This window comes from Halothiobacillus sp., assembly GCF_028710545.1.
Lineage (GTDB): Bacteria > Pseudomonadota > Gammaproteobacteria > Halothiobacillales > Halothiobacillaceae > Halothiobacillus.
Window position 1 is genome coordinate 62,557 of sequence record NZ_JAQTTX010000001.1, and the last position, 18,732, is coordinate 81,288.

Here is an 18,732-nt window from a genome sequence, read left to right on the forward strand (position 1 = left end):
GACTCCTCGGGCCGCCTGAGATGACGATTCAAGCTTTACAAATTTGAACCCTAACCGCATCGTGTGATGGGGTGTGTATCTGCAAAATTTGCTCTCGCTCATGCCCATCACCTTGAGTGCCAGGAGATAACTTGATTCCCATACTCTTCTAGTCGTGGTGGCGTGCCGAAAAGACTCCCACTCGAAGACACTTCGACTCTCCCGAACTCTTGTTCTTGTCTTGCAGTTGATCTGTCTAGAGTAAGGTTAAGAAAGTCAAAGAGGCTTGTATCCGCAAGTTGACTTGGTGCCACGTGTTGGATGCTATGAAAGATGTTTTCAACGCAGTCAGGGTTAATCGATCCCCAACCAGCAATCATGGTCTTGATGTTCTTCCTCTGAAGGTTCTCTTGGGATCCGCAGAGATTGCATGGGATGATTGGGACTCCCAAGTCAGAAGCGACCCTTTCCACGTCCTTTTCACGGCAATATGCAAGAGGACGAATTACGATGTTTCTTTTGTCGTCACTGAGAAGTTTTGGTGGCATGGCTTTCAGTTGCCCTTGGAAAAACATGTTCAAGAATAGTGTTTCAACGATGTCGTCCATGTGGTGGCCCAGGGCAATTTTGGTTGCGCCAATGTCTTCGGCAAACCCGTAAAGAGTTCCCCTTCTAAGTCTTGAACAAAGTCCGCATGTGGTCTTGCCTTCTGGAATCTTTTCTTTGACGACAGTGTAGGTGTCTTTGTCAATGACGTAGTACTCAATCCCCAATGAGTTGAAGTATTCAGGAAGGGTATGTACTGGAAACCCGGGTTGCTTCTGATCCATATTGACAGCCACAATATCAAAGCGGATAGGCGCCACCCGTTGAAAATGAAGTAAGCTGTCAAGCATTACGTAAGAGTCTTTCCCGCCAGAAATGCATGCCATAATTCTGTCACCATCTTCAATCATGGCGTAATCTGCAATGGCTTTTCCTACATTTCCGCGTAGTTTCTTTTTTCTTTTATCGGCGTTGCTCATTCATCTATTCCAAAAATTCTAATTGTCGTCCAAGTTTGAGTTAGAGGCTTGAACGAAAGGGTGGATGCGGTGGGCCTTCCGGATCTGCAAAACATGGTCATGAGGCGTGCTAGTTATAGCTACGTCAGTGCTTGAATTATACATTGGGTTCACAAGAGCGCGCATGATTGATAAATAAATACAATTTATTGCTAAGTTATCTATATAGATAGCAGGCCTTGTCTAATATTTCTTTTCGTTTGTGCATCAAGCGCGCGTTTAGCGGCATTATAAAGTTCTTGATAATAGTCCATTCCATCAGGATCATTTTCAGGCTTGTCTAACCAAGGGGGGATGCCAAATAATAAAGCAATCGCCGTAAACATAAATGATCCTTGATGTTGTACGCGATCCCCAGGGTCATCAATATCTGTGTATTTTGGTATGCTGATGTAAGTTTCTGGATCAGTTCCTCTTGGTAGGGAGGATGTTGAATTTAAAATCATTGGAGGCCCATTTTTTTCAAATCTTTGAATAACACTATGAACATCAAGGAAAGGAATGGTTCTCCAGGAATTTAGAATTTTAATTTTAAAATGGTAGCCTTCTTTCCATTTTGCCATGTGACACAATCTATCTTGGATTCCGGCGACTCCGATGAGTACGCTGAATAGGTAATTTAAGTCAATAACTCGACCCTTTTTTATATTAAAGCCATTTAGTGTGCTTGAAAAAAAATCTTTAAATATATACCCATCTAGTTCATCTGAAATAATCGTGAGATTGTCAAATGAGTAAAAAGGTAATGGCACGATTACATCACTGACTAGGTTGCGTCTCAAAGTCCAGGTAAGACCGAGATTAAAAGGGTCATTTCCCTTGAGTTGGCGTCCAATAAACATATCTCCGTGTGTATATACGGTATCAAATGGTATGGATGAGATATGGGAGCTTTCGCTTAAGGCAGTGCGCACTTCATCTTCGTTGAAATCAATATTAATATCACGACTCATCCACCTGTCTGCCACCAACATGATTCGAATGAAAGGAAAGTTCTTTTCATTCGGTGAGAACTCAGGGTCCTTGTCGTACCATGTTTTGTAAATATTATTGATATTATCAGAGCGTCGCCATAATTGATCCAAAACAAAACGATCATTTTCTGCTTTTGGCTCTGAAGCATCGGAGACTCGTCTGTAAATTCTACCGGTTTTGTGAATGTGTGGAGCGTTATTGCTTTGCGGAACCCATACGCATATCACAGCGTAACCATTCTGTAATCCACATTCTTCATCAGGGCCATGTAAAACATTTGTTTCAAAATAAGGGGTTGGGTTGAGGCTGTCCGCTGCTGATTTTCTCAATCTCTGAAGTGATGAATCAATATCGATTGATGGGACGCCAGGAAAATCACCGGCAACTGGGTTCTCTTTTGATTCCTCATTGATTCCAATAAATAACCAGCCACCGTATGTGTTTGCAAATGCTGAGATGGATTTTGCTATTGAGATTGAATCTGGAAGTTGTCGTTTGTACTCGATGTACCACCCCTCAGAAACAATCTTCAGATTATTTAGATCCGAAGGATTTAAGTCTTGAATGGATTTGTTGAATGGTGAATAATACTTCATAAATGTTTTACATCATAATTATGTGTGAGCACAAGGGGCTCTTGAGGCTTTTGTGTTAAAAATCCGTGATTAAATAATATTTCCTGGCGTTCTTTGTGTGTTATTATTGATGACTTGTTCGGGATTTTATCCGCCAGAAATATTAATTTTAGATCGGATTTAGATTTAATTGTTTCGGTTTTAATGATGGGTGTGGCCATGAGATTTATTCCCGTGTTATTTAATTGATATATGTCCTGTTTTTCCATCTGGAGATAGGGTTACTTCATTTATTATGGATATTTCATTTGGATTTTCAGAGTAGCTTTCTAGCGTGATTTCAGTTCCAATTTTTAAAATATTTCTGGCTATTTCACGAACCCTTTTTATGCTCCCGATGCTCTGGTTGAAAGTTTTTTTATCATGTCGTGTTCCATCACTGTTCCATGATGCTTGCATATTTTTTGAGTTGGTATGTTTGCTTTTTGCGATGTGAACATGGCGCTTGAGTGGAATGCTGGGGTTTTCTGGATCAACTCTATATTTCCACCCTTTGTAATCGGAATCAATCCAAATGCTTTCTTGCACTTGGCTAAGTGCGCTGTAAGAAAAAACTGAGTCTGAGATAAGAATGGAGATATCATTTGGCTCTCGAGTCTTGTTGTGGCTTTCAATAATTGAAAACAGTTTCATATTATGCGTCCTGGTGTTTGCGGCAAGGTTTTCATCTCAATGTCTTGCCTTGGTGGGGCTTCTTAATCAATGTGGTGTGATTATTGATTTCACTGTGCGCTTTAAGTTGATTGATTCCATTCGTTTCTCGTGGTGGAGCGAAGCAAATATAATTGTCAATGAAACCAGGATAGCTTGTTATGCGGATTTTTGATTGAGATGAATGCCCTAACTGCCTTCCCACACAGCACACAACACCAGAAAATCAATTCATCAAGCCGCAGGTAGTGAACGGAGTGCTTCATACAGTCCCGCGTGGTTGAGCAAGATGTCTAGAAGTCCAGCCTGAACCATGGGTGAATTTAGCGCCTGTGTGCTCATCAATGTGTGTGCATCGTAGGCGCTCATATTGGCGTTCTGCAGTTCGGTTTTAAGGTCTGGAGAATTAGAAAACTGCTCCTTGGTGTTGTTCGTTGCTTGTCGCCGTAGTGTTTCCGATTCCAGCAGCTTGCCCATGATGACGTTGTTCACGTACACCAGTTTGTCCTGGTCAGTGAGTTCGCCTTCAAACAGGTCGTTCACTTTCTCGATGATCTCGGCCATGTATGCTTTTTGTTTTTCCTGCACACTGCCGCTGCCCGCCTCGGATATGGGGTCGAGCTTGGGCGCATCACCCTCGTTGAGCAGCATGGATTTTTTGCCGATATTCTTCAGGTGATGGTGCGTCAGCACGACTTTCGAGAGGTCGATACCTTCGCGTTCCCGGCCAAATTCTAATAGTGGCAGCAGACGCTTGTAGAAGATGGCGCGCATTTCGATGGCTGAGTTGCCGTAATCGAAGATTTGCGACAGGAAGGTATACAGACGAAGGAACGCGCCCATGTCGCTCTTGAACAGGATCAGCGTATTCATCTCATCCTGTGCGGCTTCAATAGCCTTGCCGTCTTCTTTCTCCTGCGCTGCCTTCAGCGCATTCTGGGCAGCTTTGTAGCGCTTCATTACCCGATCCTGCACCGGTTCTAGCGCCGCGATCAACTCGCTCTGCTTGGCGTTCGGGTTGAGTTCGACTGCGACTACGCGTTCCACTTCGAAATTGTCGTAAAGGCCAGCGGCATCCAGCTTGGCGCGCAAGTTGAAAACGAGATTCGGGTCGGTGGTGGCCGAGAGTTCTGCCGTGGTGTGATACGTCTTGAAGGCAGCCAACACCTCTTCGGTGTCGTTGACGAAATCCAACACGTAGGTGGTGTCCTTGCCGGGGTAGGCCCGGTTCAGGCGCGATAAGGTTTGCACCGCCTGAATACCGGCCAGCCGCTTGTCCACATACATGCCGCACAGCAGCGGTTGATCAAAGCCGGTCTGGAATTTGTTGGCGACCAGCAGGATCTGGTACTCATCGCCTTTGAAGGCTTCACGAATGTCGCGGCCTTTCAGATTAGGATTCAGAGCGGGACTGTTTTCGGTGAAGCCATCCGGGCCGGATTCCTTATCGTTCACCTCGCCAGAGAAGGCGACCAGCGTGCCGATCTTATAGCTGTGTTCCTTGATGTATTTCTCGATCGCCAGTTGCCAGCGCACCGCTTCCAGCCGACTGGCGACCACCACCATCGCCTTGGCCTTGCCATCGAGTAACGGTGACACGAATTTGCGGAAGTGCTCGACCACCACCTCTACTTTCTGCGCGATGTTGTAGGGGTGCAGGCGCACCCAACCCATGATGCCTTTCAGCGCCGCGCTGCGATCCACTTCTTTGTCATCAATCTCCTTGCCGTCATGCGCCAGCTTGAATGCCAGTTTGTACGACGTGTAGTTTTGCAGCACATCCAGGATGAACTTCTCCTCAATGGCCTGACGCATGGAATAGACATGGAACGGCATCGGTACATTGTCCGGTGCCGGTTTACGTGAGGGGTCGGGCCGCGTGCCGAACAACTCCATCGTCTTGTTCTTGGGTGTCGCCGTAAACGCGACAAAGGTAATGCCGCCTTCATCTGCCCGCGTCGCCATCTGCGCCGCTAGGATGTCCTCGGTGCTGATTTCACCGCCGTCGTTCAGTTCGGCCAGTTCTTCAGGGCTCAGCACGGCTTTGAGTTTTGCTGCCGCCTCGCCGGTTTGCGAGCTGTGTGCTTCATCGGCGATTACGGCAAAGTGTTTCCCCTGCGTGGCGGCCAGCTTACGCACGGCTTCCAGCGCAAAGGGGAAGGTCTGAATCGTGCAGACCACGATCTTCTTATCGCCCGATAGCGCCTCGGCGAGCTTGCCGCTTTTGCTACCGTCCTTGTTGGTAATCGTCGCGACCACACCGCTGGTGCGTTGAAAATCGAACAGCGCCTCCTGAAGCTGGGCGTCGATCACATTGCGATCGGATACAACCAACACGGTATCGAACACCTTCTTGTGTTGGGCGTCATGCAGTTCGGCGAGAAAATGCGCCGTCCAGGCAATCGAATTCGTCTTGCCCGATCCGGCGGAATGCTGGATCAGATATTTACCGCCCGGCCCATCCTGCAGCACAGCGGATTGCAGCTTGCGGGTCACATCGAGTTGATGGAAGCGAGGGAAGATGATCTTCTCGATCTTCTTCTTCGAATCACGCTGGGCGATGAGGTAACGGCCAAGGATTTCCAGCCAGCTTTCGCGTGCCCACACCTGTTCCCACAGATACGCGGTGCGATGGCCGTCTTGCGGGTTCACCGGGTTGCCAGCCGCACCGTCATTGCCCAGGTTGAACGGTAGGAACACCGTGGCCGGGCCAGCCAGTTTGGTCACCATCTGCACTTCACTGTTGCTCACCGCGAAATGCACCAACGCCCCATTGGGGAAAGACAACAACGGCTCGGTGGCCTGGCCTTTGGGCTTCGGGTTACGGTCAAAGCGATATTGATCCACCGCATCACCAATACTCTGGGTGAAATCGGTCTTCAGCTCCGCCGTGGCGATCGGCAGGCCGTTGAGAAAAAGCACCAAATCAATGCTGTTCTCGTTGTGCAGGGAATAACGCAACTGCCGCACCACACGCAACCGGTTAGCCGCGTAGCGGGCGAGGATGTCTTCATTGATGGCCAACGCCGGTTTGAACTGCGCGAGCATCAGCGGTGCTTTCAGACCCAACAGTTCAATACCGTGACGAAGTACATCCAACGTGCCGCGCTGGTCGAGTTGATCCCGTAGACGGGTCAGCAGGGTTTCACCCGCCTGCGAGCCGTGGTTCTTGGTTAACGTTTCCCAGGCTTTGGGCTGCGTTTCCTGCACCCAGGCCAGTACATCAGTCGGGAACAAGGACCGTGCACGGTCGTAACTAGCCGCATCGCCTTCGGCATACAGCCAACCATGCTCGGCAAGGTAGTCGCAAATCTCGGTCTCAAAGTTGATTTCTTTGTGAAGGCTCATAGGGACTCTTCTCAGGCGAGTTGGCGAACGTCGATCTGGCCGGTAACGGTCGCGGAAATCAGCGCAGTGCGGCGTTCTTGCAAGAGGTTGATAGACTCTTCGCAAGCGCTTGTCATGGTGTTGAATCTTTCTTCCATATTCTCGATCTTCGAACAGATCGCTATCACTTCGTCTTGAGGAGGCAGCGCTACACGAATATTTTTGAACTCGTCCCAATACAGTCGAAGCCTGAAATCCGTTACCCCCCGCGAATGGCGGCGCATTTGTTCAATTGCTTGAGGGGTGCGCAGCAAATGCTCAATGTACATAGTTTCAATCTTGTGCAGCGGACGGGCAACGACGTACGCCGGACTGACCATCCCCGAGACAGTAACTGTACCGAAACCACCTTGCCAAGCACGCATCATGTTGTAAACAAGATCACCTGGAGAGACCTGTTTGTATTTGGAACGATCATCACTTCGTGTGACCTTTCGATCCATGTCTTTCTCGTCAATTTCTTTGTCGGAAACTCCGTGATGAATAGACACGCTAAGAATGGGGAGTTCTTCAGTTCCTGGCTCCGCAACTTCACGGAATACATTGGCGATGCGACTGACCTCCCAATGCGCCGGCACATCCCCCAGCCACTCGATGCCGGAAGGTTTCATGGGAGCGTCGGGGTTCAGTCCTTTGGTGACGGCGTGGGAGATAACGGCCTGACGCTTTTCTTTCAGCAGTTCCATCAACCGCTGCTGCTCTGCCACCAGTTCATCTATCTTCGCTGTCTCTCGGTCGAGGAAGGCGGCGATTTGGGTTTGTTCGGATTCAGGGGGGGCTGGAAAGGCGAACCGCTCAAACACGTTCTGATAAAGGTGATTGATTGTCGAACCAAAGCTTTCTAGATCGCAGAAAACTGAGAACACATTGGATGACAGAATCCAATACATGAAGTCAGTCGTATATGTATTACGGGGGCGTGCGACAAATATCCCGCTGTTGAGGCACGCCGGACGGTCGAGGTTTGAAACGATGGCAAGCTTGCCAATGGTGCCATCTTTTGTAATGAGTAGATCGCCATTCTGCAATTGGATGAATGGGTCATCGTCATATCGCTCCTGCTCGACCTGATAGCACTCGTCCCACTTGACAAATTTCTCTCTGAAGTCGCTCCCAGTCACCAAGTAGGCAAATGATTGTTCTCGAAATTCTTCGGACGTTAGACCTTTCCATCCAACTCGAGCTTTCAAATAGGTTGTGCGCTTGATCTGCGGAATATCCCAATGCTCTGGCACTTCCCCCAGCCACTCCACGCCACTGTCCTTGTACTTCGAGTAGCGCGGGAAACTCATGCCGTCAGCCCACCGATCATCGTCAGGATGCGGTCGGTGACGCCTTTGAGTTCGGCATCAATCTCGGCTAATGGGCGTGGGGGCTTGAACACATAGAAGTGCCGATTGAAGGGAATCTCATATCCGACCTTGGTTTTGTCGGGGTCGATCCACGCATCCGGTGCATGAGGTAATACTTCGCGTTTGAAGTAAGTGTCCACATCCTCAGAGAGCGGCACATTCTCGGTATCGCGCAGAGATGAATCCGGCACGGGCTTGCCTTTGGCCTTGCCCTTGGTGGCGAGCACGATGTTGCCCGCCTCGTCGCGGGTGGGGCGCTCAACCGTAATGGTGCGGTAGCCAAAGTCTTCATTCTCGAAGATGCGACTGATGGGTACGGATGAGCCGTCCACCTCAATACTAGCTTCTTCAAATTGACCGAACAGGCGGGTGATTTCGTCGATGTGTTCCGGGCTGAGTTCTTTGCGTTTGCTGCCAAGGCTCTTGCGCATTTTTTGCCAGAAACTGCTGGCGTCGATCAACTGCAGCTTGCCTTTGCGGGCGGCCGGCTTGCGGTTGCTGACAATCCAGACATAGGTGCTGATGCCGGTGTTGTAGAACATGTCGGTGGGCAAACCGATGATGGCTTCGACCAGATCGTTCTCCAGCATGTAGCGGCGAATCTCGCTTTCGCCCGAGCCTGCGCCACCGGTAAACAGTGGCGAGCCATTGAGCACGATGCCAAAGCGACTGCCGCCATCCACGGCAGGGCGCATTTTTGAGACAAGGTGCAACAGAAACAGCAGCGAGCCATCACTCACACGCGGCAGGCCGGGGCCGAAACGGCCATTGAAGCCCATCTGCTCAGCTTCTTTACGGATTTCCTTTTCGATTTTCTTCCATTCCACGCCGAAGGGCGGATTGGACAGCATGTAGTCGAAGTGTTTGCCGACCAGGCCATCGGCAGAGAGGGTGTTGCCGAAGATGATGTTGGCAATGTCCTGCCCCTTGATGAGCATGTCGGCCTTGCAGATGGCATAGGACTCGGGGTTGAGTTCCTGCCCGTACATGACCAGTCGGGCATCGGGGTTGAGGCTGGACAGGTGCTCTTCGGCCACACTCAACATGCCGCCGGTGCCAGCAGTGGGGTCGTAGAGCGAACGCACCACGCCGGGCTTGGTAAGGGCCTCGTCATCCTCGATGAACAACAGGTTCACCATGAGCCGAATCACTTCGCGCGGGGTGAAGTGTTCCCCGGCGGTTTCGTTGGATAATTCGGCGAACTTGCGGATCAGTTCCTCGAACACGGTGCCCATCTCTTCATTACTGACGGCATCAGGGTGCAGGTCGATGTTGGCGAATTTCTCAGTGACGAGATAAAGCAGCCCGGACTTGGCCAGCTTGTCGATCTGGGTGTGAAACTCGAAGCTCTCGAAAATATCCCGCACTTCGGGCGAGAACGCCTGCAAGTAGGCACGCAGGTTTTCACCAATGTGATCCTGATCGCCCATGAGCTTTTTCAGATCGAGCGGCGAGGTGTTGAAAAAGAGCTGCTTGGACGCCCGCAGGAGGAACGGCTCCGGATTGAGCCCCGCCTTCTCCCGCAAGACCAGTTCGGCTAACACGGCAGGCTTGGTGGCTTCCAGAACACAATCGAGGCGACGTAAAACCGTAAACGGAAGAATGACCTTGCCGTATTCCGATTGCTTGTAGTCACCACGAAGAAGATCAGCCACGGACCAGATGAAAGAGGAAAGGTTGGGATTGGACATAGTGAGGACGTAATTACCGAGTGATGAGCGATTCAATAGGCAGGCGATCTTTAATATCCCAGAGTATCTTTGACATAGGCGCTTTAGGCAACGTTGGGTTTTGTTCGCGCACTACCTGGATCGCGCCAAGTGCTTGGTATAGAACTGTCCGTACGATGGTTTGCAACGGCTGATTGCTGGCTCAGAACCTGTGGGCCGGCTGAGCCTCAGCGTGTAAGTTTGCAGCAGTGCATGGGCGGCAATGAAAGCAGCATCTGTCGATAGAAAGGGCTGTTATCAGGAAAAGATGCACGCAATGGTGTGTTTGGTCCGCCGCACATAAGCTGCAACGGATGTCATTGTGAGTATGCACTTAGATGACTGGATGCGCTCCATGCAGCACATTGAAAAAATCAGATGATCTCTTTGCCTAGCGGCGGGCTACTCATCCAAAGGCGCTCCTCTTCGCTGACTGGAGCTGTGAAATCACATTGAGCCAGTAAATCGGCGAGTTTATATCGAGGTTTCTGCACAGGTTTAACGACGATTTGGCCTGCATTGATACCAATGTCCACCGAGTCGCCAGCCGTCAAATCAAGTTTATCAAGGATATTTTTCGGCAACGTCAAACCGATTGATTTGCCAAGTTTCCTCAATTTGGTGTGATGCATACGTACTCCTGTAGCCATTTGACACCCCCTGAAAGCCGAGATGTCTAGTTTAGAGATGTCCGGTCAGCCAAAGCGCCCCCATCCTATTGGGCATCTTTGGTTTCGGGCTTTTCCAAAGATATGCGCAGACTGCCCCCAAGCACGTTCGTCAGTCGGTATAGGACGAAAAGCGATGGGTTCGCGATACCACGCTCCAATTGGGAAACATAGGTGCGATCCACTTCGGCCTGTAAAGCCAACGCCTCCTGAGACAAGCCGACGGCACGACGCGCAGCCTTGATGTCTTTGGCTAACCTATTCTGAAGCTGCTGGAATGTCTCGCTATTCATCACGCTACGATGAATGTGGCGAGACTATCATTCCACGGAATATAATCTACATATTAACAATAACTTTAGGGTTTCAGAAATATGTTTCGAACTGATACAGATGCGCAGATTCCGTGGCCCAAGGCTCTCGGGATGCTTTGGCAGAGGATTGAGCTGGTCTCAAAACTTCCTTATTTCCTGGTCACGGTGCACCAGCCAGAAAGCGAGGAGGATGTGGCATTTCATACAACTTTGGTCTTCAGCAACATTCAGGCAGTCCTTGGGATTGCTGAAGAACCTGAGAATAAGTTTGAAGTAGTTCGGGTTGATCTTCTCAGCCCCGATTATCTCAATGGATCAAGTGGGTTCAAATTGGACCAGCTGGTAGAGGTATGGCTAGAAAAGCAAACAGGGGGGCAGCGCTTTGTGCTTGCAGATGGCACCCGCATGGAGATGGAAGGTAATATGTTGCCAACAAGCCCGATCAGCTATGAAAAAGTGCTCTCATTGCCAACTGACTTCGCCACTCCGACAGTTAGTGATCTTCAGCGCTAGTCTTGGAGCAGCTGTTGGGTGACCAGGTACACGGTGCGCAACTGGCACCTGATCGTAATGCCTTTCGGTTTTCTCGTAGGCCGCTATTCAGGCTTGTAGAGCAAATGAACAGCGGACGGGAAAAGGTTAGCAAAAGCCAAGACAAAAGCAAGCTGACGGGGTGTTTGGTTTATGGCAAGGAAAACAATGTGATTTGAATCGCCACCAATTCTCTAGACACTTTTCAGCCGTCCATGGTGTCGCCGCCCATAGTCGGCTTTGGCCAAATTCCTGAGTATCACTATTTTTGATGGAACGCCCCGTATCTCGGACATTGCGGTCGATCACTAAGGATGTCGTAGAAGACTGGTCAGCGATTTAAAGCCAGACTTATATTGAAACATCCGATTTACTTTACCACTAACGGCTGAAATCCGATCGGAGGGGCGTCGTTAAGGCATACAGCATTGCTTGAACTTCTTTCCGCTTCCACAGGGGCAGTGATCATTACGACCGATCTTGCCAAAATTGGCAACGAAACGCGTGAGCCGTTTTTCTTTTAAATTAGCAGCATTGGCTCGAAGCCGTTCATGCTGTTCATGTGAAAGCCCGAGCAACGAGACGGTCGACATTGTGACCCTAGTCGGGCCCGTGGGGCCATATGTCAACTCGAGCAGAGTTCGGTCAGATTCGCCAGTAACAATCATGGCCACTTGTGTATGCTCAGTAGCCCTTTCGTGGCTCAATTCGACGATGCCCTCGATGTTCACAAATATTGTTAGCCGGATGTTGCCAACCGTTGACAATGGCAGGCAGCGTCCCCGTTCCGGTATTACAGCCAGCTCCTCATCAATCCATTTACTTAGGTTAAACCTCCAATCCCCGTCAAAATCCAGCAGAAAACTTGCGATTCTTGAGCGGTGGGGCAAGTTTTGATGCGTGAGAAGATTGATAATCTCTCTGAGTCGAGGTGGGACTTCCTGTGTCGGCAAGGACGGATTCTCCGATCCTATGAGCTTCTCGGAGAAGTACGCGTCGATCGCAGAGCGATAGCCATTGAATTGCAATCGCCCCGCGTTATTAGAAAGCTCGTCCGCGTGCATCGCGTAGTTGTTGTGCTCGAGGTATAGTCCGAGATGGTCCAGTTCGTCGTCGAGCTGAAGTTTCTCCGATTGCGCGGCGCGCATACGCTGTTCGACATAGTGGAGAAAGTCGAGTGGACCGGCGAAGATATCGCTGTATACCTGAAGATCCGAGAGTGAAAGTGACCAGATTGGTTCATCAGCAACGTCAATCCCGATTTTATGCAAGTGCTGAACTTGAGCTGCGAGTTCGGTAAAGGAATCAAGTGTGACTGTGCAAATGGTCTTACTGCGATAATCCCCTCTACGTAGCGTGCCGACTCGCTGACGTTGTTCATCAAAGATCTCGACTTCTTCGCTGCCTTCCAAATAGTTTAGGAATCGTTGTCCCTGTTTACTGGGGGCCCCAACAAGCGCTTGTAGTGACTTGACGTAAGCGGGCAAGTCACTGGCAGGTGATGTGTAAGTGAATGCGCCAGCCTTTACCTCAATGATGAATAGGTGGTCATCATATGCAATGATGCAATCGGTTTCGGCAAAGTTTTTTTTGCTGCCTGACTCCGAGACCACCGGGTAGTAGACCTCGCGAAGTACGGTCGCTCCTGGCAGAAGCCGGGTGAAATAATCCACAGGTAGTTCTTCCGACATCTCTTTCCGCTTGCGGATCCACTCCTGCTTTTCTGATCCTGACCGCTGGAATATCTGCTTCTCAAGTTGACGATAAAAGTTGTCAAAAAGTGAGTGGAGTTCGAAGCAGTAGTACGTATCATTGAACTTCAGGAATGGACGCCGAAATATCGGCTGTATTCGGAACGGCCAGCCTTTAAACTCGCCATCGGCAAGAAAGTTCGTTTCCTGACCGGGTGCCCATGAGAAATCTTCAAGGAATGCCGTCGGCAAATTGGTTATTTTGCAAAGGTCGAAAAGTCCTGTATTTCCGAACAACGCATCCATGCTTTGATGCAAAGTATCTTGATGGCCCAACCTGCTGGTTACCTCATGAATAAGATCGCTAGGCGATTCAAATTCATAAACCATATCTTTTTGATTTTCCATCCGATCGACTTCGGCCATGACCTCAGCGTGTATTTGGCGCACGGACGTCATCGCTTCATGAAATCCGAAGGTCAATGATCGCCAAATTTTCCGGATTTCTGCGGTGAGTACGTCCGAGGTGATCCCATACGCAGCTTCGATCAGTTTGGACTGATTTCTTAGCAGATCCGCGATTAGGTCTGCCTGATGTACCTGATAGTTGTCTCCGCGAACGTTGCACCAATGCATCTGAGCGCGAACAAAAAACAGCTCCATAGCATCGTCATACACGGTTCCTTCTGCTTTTCGATGAGCTGTCGAGCAGCTTGGATACTCGAAGTTCAACTTCCTGAAAAGCGCAGCGACGTTCAGTCGGAGATCTGACCAATCGTCGTCGGTAAGCTCGGTTTTTTGGGCATCGCCCCTCGGGGCCGCTGCGATCACACTCTGCACATAATCGATCATCCGCAACGCAATGGCGTCATCTTCCGTTATGTCTACCTCGACCTTGATGTGCTGGCTGGACATAAAGTTTTCATGCCACGCGCGCACCAAGAGTTGGTCGGGTGGCAGCACGCTAACGGCTGAGATGATCCGACAAACAAGATCGTCTATTTCCTGGACCACAGTGGTGTAGCGGGCTGCGAGTTTTGTGAGGAGCTCGTCGTGTTGCTTTTCAGTACGGTTGGATGCCAGCACGACTTGATTGCCAAATCGAGCAACATGGAGCGGACCGTTGGAGAATATCTCGTCCGGAATTGCCGCTTTATCTGTGCCGAAGCGTTTATTACGTTTTCCCATTTGTTAGCAGGTACCTAATGGCGGTTAGAGTGTTGGCCCAATAGGTCAAAAGCATGTCTTACGCTTATGTATGGTGTCCAGAACAAACTTCTTTTCTGTGAGGGTTCTACCCCGCTTTATCGGGGTAGAACCCAGGACGGCAGGGAAGTGTCTAGAGGACTGGTGGCGATTCAGCTTCATAATTCGGTGATAAGGGCATTACCTGTTTAGGCCGTATCATCCGTGTGGATATGAAGAATGAGGCCGGCCTCACTCAGCTGGTTCCAACCGTCTAGCGCACTAAGATCTGCGCCTTCCACAATGGTGGCAACCAGATCAATCTTCGGCTTTTTACCATCCTGATCTGGTAGCTCTTCATCTGGCTTGAGCAACCCTGCTTTGCGAGGCCTGTCCAATGGAATTTCAATGCCTTGGAAGCCCGATCTGAAAATCTGTCTAATACGAGTCAGGTCTTTGAGAACTCCAAACATTTTGTGGCTCTTAGGAGCCACATTTGTTAGATCTAAGCCAAGCAAGGCTGCAGTCAAATCCTCTTCGCAAGAGGAATCTATAATTACCGATGCGTAAACGCCTTTTTTGGGAATAATAATATTCCCGGTTATGGTCACCTCGTCGGGGAGGACTATAGGCTCTGTACCGCCTTGTCGACGTGGTAAGTGAAGATTGGCGCTGAACTTCCAAGACCTTGGAAGAGGCGCAAGTTCTCCAACTCGCCCAACATGGCTTAGCAGCTGTTGACGTAGATTGAGTGCGGCACCTTCCCGAAGGCGCCCATAAATTGATGCGTCACCACGAGTAGAGTGAAGTAATTGCTTCGCCTTAGCCAGATTGATCGTTCTCAGGTCGCCAAAATTCCAGTCGACCTGGAAACGCTTGTTGTCGTCTAGTTTTATCACTGGGGTCGTTTTCTCTGTTACCGCAAGCCCAGGATTTGTTAAATCGATTTCCTTCAGTGTTCCAGCCACTAACAGCACGGTGGTAAGTCCGTCTTTTCGGATAAGATCACATGCCGGAGACGCAACGAAAAACACTTGGTCGGCCCGCCCCCAAAAGAATCCGCGCCGCTTTACCGGAGTCCCTCGTTTGGGCCCCAATATGTCGCCGAAAGCAACCGGCCAGATAGATCCAGTGACATGGTCGCGACGATTTGGGCTTACAAAGAGCGTTCGCTCCAAAATTGCGTATGTGTCCCGATCATTTGAGATCATCAACGGTGCAGGGGAATCGACCATCGTATCAAGCCGAATCGCCGAGTCTAGTACCTCGCTGTGTGATTCGATCTCATACTGAAGTACTCGATCAAAGATATCGAGCATATAGCTTGATGTGTTCAATCCCTCAAAGCGGAGCAGCATACTCTTGATATGCTGCAAATCGTCAATGTCGATTTTGCGTAAAGTTCCCGCTGCTGAACGCACTGCCTCATGAGCCTTTTTTTCCCAAGTTTCCATGAAGCTGGCTAGCGCCTGACTATCCGGCCGATGAGATGCAAGTGTGAGAATTAAGCCTTTCATTCGCCCAGACTTTGAAAGATCGGTTTTTCTGATATGTCGGAAGGCAGAGGCATGAAGCGCTGTATCTTGGCGAAACTCCTTCGCAAGTTCGGTAACCCCCGGTATTTGCGACATGAGCACAATGGATGGTTGAGGAAGGCCTTCTGTCTTCCGGCGATCAAGAGCTTCATTTAGCCGGTCAACGGTCAACTGACGATCACGACTGCTCTGCTGAATGCCGAGAAACAGATCAAGAATAATCAGATCCGCGTAGACCGCCGCCTCAACAAAATCTCGGCCGCACTTTTCAAAGGGGATGTTAAGCGAGGTGAGAGCACTCTCTACAGCTGCTAAAGAGCGACGGTTTGCTTCTAGTTTCTGCTCGTAAACTGTAAATATCCCGTGAAGCAAATCCTCAATAACGTACCGATTACTCCAAAGGACCGCGATGAAGCCTTGATCTTGTTTCAAGACTTCCCAATTGTCGGGATCATAGCCAGTGAAAAGGTTTGTAATTCTTTCCGCTGACGCACTTTGTCGTGTGTCATCAAAAAAACTGTTCCACTCCTCCCTATCGAGAAGTTCATCGACTTGGGGGATCTCGTCGTATCCGTCATCAACGATAATGGCTTTGTGGATTCCTGCCCTGGCCACAAGTTTCTGATCGTTCGAGATCATTCCGCCACCACTTGATAGTCGAAGGTAGTAAATCTACCTTCTGCGTTGAGTACTTCTGGGTCCAGCCCCAATGCCCCCCCATTGTGTTCTGCCGCCTCTCGAGCAATGTAAAGCCCGAGCCCACGACGTCGACTTTTGTCTTTGAGTGAGAAGAAGAGATCGAAAATTCGGTCCTTATACTGTTTTGGAATTCCCGGGCCATTATCGACGAATCGTATTCGTGGTGGGTGGTTCTCCACCGAAATCGTAAGCTCTGGTTTGAAGGACATTTTTCGCTGCCTTTCGACATCCATCCAATAGATCGAGTTGGAAATGAGATTTTCTAAAACCTGCACGACCATGCCTTTGACGGCGGAGACCTCCACTGGTCGGTTCGGAAGTAAGATTTTTAGCCTAACGCGGTGTCGTTCAAATTGTGCTTCATGCGCTTCCAGAACTTCGCCCACAAGTTGATCCAAATTGAAACGCTCTTTCCGTTGTCGTCCCGTCACACTAAGAGGGTCTAGAATTCGAAGTCGCTTGCTGATGCTGGTCATGGAGGCTCTCAGGCTTTCAAGACGACGACGAATTTCATCGGGCACAGTTTTTTGCTTAAGGCCATTAAGTAAATCCAGCGCGTCCTCTGCTGATCGAGTGAGCTCATGTGCCACGACCTCGACCATCAACCCTACGCCCGCCATAGCAAGCATTTGATCCGCGTCCTTTTCCATCTCGGCGATGCGTTCGCGCGCTTGTGCTGTGTATCGAGCAAACTCTTCACGCATTAGTTCAAGTTCTTCAACAACATCTCTATGCTCTTTAGGGACGATCTTGCGGATTGATTGTATGGCTGTGCTCATCCGCTTTTCGAGATCTATGGTCTGGGTCTCATCAGCGATAAGCGTCTCTGTTGCGTCCTTATGTTCTTTGGTTACACGCTTCATTTCGTCACGCAGGCGTTCAACTGCGAATTGAATCGTCTCTTTCAAGATTGCTTCTTCCGGGGTTTGCCGTAGCCCTTCTCGATTGGTTTGATCGATGAGCTGAGGGTTCTGCAGTCGCCTTATCTCGACCTGGCCGACGAACTGGATTCGGTTAAGTGAATACCCCTTGGAGGCAAGAGCGGTTTTGTCCAGTTCCAGCCAGTCATCGTTTTCAGAGCCATAAGGATAGACACGGAAGCCATCTCGATACAAACGAACGCCCATCCATTGATCGAGCAAATTCCGAAGTGCCAGAGGATCCCCGGTCGATTCGGCTTTACGTAAAAGTAACCGGTTAAACCAATAAAGTTCGAAATCGAAAGGACCAACACTCTCTAATGCAGAATAGTCTATATCGCGTTTGTTCATTCTGCGACGCTTGGCCTTTGGCCCAACAAGCGCACCATGCAGAACATCTGCCGTAGCCGTTTCAATGCTCACTTCTTTCGGGTGGATGAAGCCAAGATTATTTACTTCGATTCTGAGCTCAAGCTCGGGGCCGTTATCTCCGATCTGATATTTGCCGCGAATCAAAGCATTGGCATGAGACAGAAAACTCCTATCTAGCCGATGGATATGAACCCTTTTGTCGTTCCAGAATACGGCAATGCGCTGCCCAGAAATTTTGCCGAGGGGATTCACGAGTAGAGAAAAGTCATCGAGTGCTAAGCGCTCAACACGTTTCTCACTCCAGTCTGAGTTTAGTTTCCTAATTCTGATGTCTGTGCCACTGAAATTGGGATCGGCCTTCTTTTTTCCCTCTCGGGGAACGACCTCGATGTCTTCGATCATTTTCGTTGCGTCGTCGAACTCAGACCAATCGATAGAAAGAAGGTTATAGGTCTCATCATTTGCTCTTGCTGTTCGGACGGCGAGGTGATCACCAAGTCGCATCGCTGATAATCGACCAATGCCCTTTTCACCAAGAAAAGGGGCACGCGATTTGCCATTGGCAACTGCAAAATCGATATCTTTCTTTCTGGAAGACGTTCCGATCACAAGAAACACGTTCTCTAATTCTCTCAAAGACATGCCCGACCCGGTGTCGGAGATAGTAATTGAGTTCATGTTGTTGACCATCTCAAGTGCATCCAGCAGCGTCTCATAACTGTCGGCTTTATTGATTAGATCGGTAGCAATCTCCCAAAAATTTCCAGCCTCCGAGATCAGCTTGCCTGACACCATCTCCTTGAGATCGCCCAGATCTGTAATGTCATCTGGCTTCTTTCCTTCAATGGCGCTAAGTGTCTGGGACTTTGATTCTTGGTAGTCCCGTCGACCAAGAACAATGTTGAAGTTAATTGTTACTCCATCCTTAGTGCCTGCATCAATTCCGTTCTTTATCAATTCATAGAATGCGATGGCGTCGGAGCTAATAAGCTCCGACCCTAACTCTAAGATAGTTCGTGCGGTTATCTTGAACATATATTGGTTGCATCCATTCTTTTGAAATTC

Annotated in this window: 13 protein-coding genes; 1 reads left to right on the top strand and 12 read right to left on the bottom strand. The window is 49.4% G+C overall.

Annotated features, from left to right (window positions below; all coding sequences use genetic code 11):
* Nucleotides 1–107 precede the first annotated feature (107 nt).
* The 9 genes from ttcA to PHD44_RS00335 all read right to left on the bottom strand — a co-directional run bounded on the left by ttcA (nt 108) and on the right by PHD44_RS00335 (nt 10,713).
* Nucleotides 108–1,004 (bottom strand): tRNA 2-thiocytidine(32) synthetase TtcA, encoded by an 897-nt coding sequence (gene ttcA / locus PHD44_RS00295; protein ID WP_300186630.1) that lies wholly within the window; start codon nt 1,002–1,004, stop codon nt 108–110.
* Nucleotides 1,005–1,204: 200 nt separating this feature from the next.
* The gene (locus PHD44_RS00300) at nt 1,205–2,614 is read right to left on the bottom strand and encodes a helix-turn-helix domain-containing protein (protein WP_300186631.1); all 1,410 of its coding nucleotides are present in this window, start codon (nt 2,612–2,614) and stop codon (nt 1,205–1,207) included.
* Nucleotides 2,611–2,814, bottom strand: coding sequence for a hypothetical protein (locus PHD44_RS00305; protein WP_300186632.1), 204 nt, complete (start codon nt 2,812–2,814; stop codon nt 2,611–2,613). The genes PHD44_RS00300 and PHD44_RS00305 overlap by 4 nt, the downstream gene beginning before the upstream one ends.
* Nucleotides 2,815–2,830: 16 nt before the next feature.
* Nucleotides 2,831–3,286, bottom strand: coding sequence for a DUF6367 family protein (locus PHD44_RS00310; protein ID WP_300186633.1), 456 nt, complete (start codon nt 3,284–3,286; stop codon nt 2,831–2,833).
* Nucleotides 3,287–3,538: 252 nt separating this feature from the next.
* Nucleotides 3,539–6,652, bottom strand: a complete 3,114-nt coding sequence (locus PHD44_RS00315; protein ID WP_300186634.1) for a type I restriction endonuclease — start codon at nt 6,650–6,652, stop codon at nt 3,539–3,541.
* Nucleotides 6,653–6,663: 11 nt separating this feature from the next.
* Nucleotides 6,664–7,983, bottom strand: a complete 1,320-nt coding sequence (locus PHD44_RS00320; protein WP_300186635.1) for a restriction endonuclease subunit S — start codon at nt 7,981–7,983, stop codon at nt 6,664–6,666.
* On the bottom strand, nt 7,980–9,734 hold the full coding sequence (locus tag PHD44_RS00325; RefSeq protein ID WP_300186637.1) for a class I SAM-dependent DNA methyltransferase: 1,755 nt from the start codon (nt 9,732–9,734) through the stop codon (nt 7,980–7,982). Before PHD44_RS00325 ends, PHD44_RS00320 begins: the two co-directional genes overlap by 4 nt.
* A 392-nt stretch (nt 9,735–10,126) precedes the next feature.
* Nucleotides 10,127–10,384, bottom strand: coding sequence for an AbrB/MazE/SpoVT family DNA-binding domain-containing protein (locus PHD44_RS00330; protein ID WP_300186639.1), 258 nt, complete (start codon nt 10,382–10,384; stop codon nt 10,127–10,129).
* A gap of 83 nt (nt 10,385–10,467) precedes the next feature.
* Nucleotides 10,468–10,713, bottom strand: a complete 246-nt coding sequence (locus tag PHD44_RS00335; protein WP_300186641.1) for a helix-turn-helix domain-containing protein — start codon at nt 10,711–10,713, stop codon at nt 10,468–10,470.
* Nucleotides 10,714–10,794: 81 nt separating this feature from the next.
* Between PHD44_RS00335 and PHD44_RS00340 the strand changes: the two genes are divergently transcribed.
* Nucleotides 10,795–11,247 carry a hypothetical protein gene (locus PHD44_RS00340; protein ID WP_300186643.1) on the top strand — a complete coding sequence of 151 codons (453 nt, stop codon included), beginning with the start codon at nt 10,795–10,797 and terminating at the stop codon, nt 11,245–11,247.
* A gap of 431 nt (nt 11,248–11,678) precedes the next feature.
* Here the strand turns inward: PHD44_RS00340 and PHD44_RS00345 are convergent, their stop codons facing one another.
* The 3 genes from PHD44_RS00345 to PHD44_RS00355 all read right to left on the bottom strand — a co-directional run bounded on the left by PHD44_RS00345 (nt 11,679) and on the right by PHD44_RS00355 (nt 18,702).
* The gene (locus tag PHD44_RS00345; protein ID WP_300186645.1) at nt 11,679–14,144 is read right to left on the bottom strand and encodes an SEC-C metal-binding domain-containing protein; all 2,466 of its coding nucleotides are present in this window, start codon (nt 14,142–14,144) and stop codon (nt 11,679–11,681) included.
* Between the two features lie 206 nt (nt 14,145–14,350).
* Nucleotides 14,351–16,315 (bottom strand): hypothetical protein, encoded by a 1,965-nt coding sequence (locus PHD44_RS00350; RefSeq protein ID WP_300186647.1) that lies wholly within the window; start codon nt 16,313–16,315, stop codon nt 14,351–14,353.
* Nucleotides 16,312–18,702 (bottom strand): sensor histidine kinase, encoded by a 2,391-nt coding sequence (locus PHD44_RS00355; RefSeq protein ID WP_300186649.1) that lies wholly within the window; start codon nt 18,700–18,702, stop codon nt 16,312–16,314. Before PHD44_RS00355 ends, PHD44_RS00350 begins: the two co-directional genes overlap by 4 nt.
* Nucleotides 18,703–18,732: the final 30 nt, after the last annotated feature.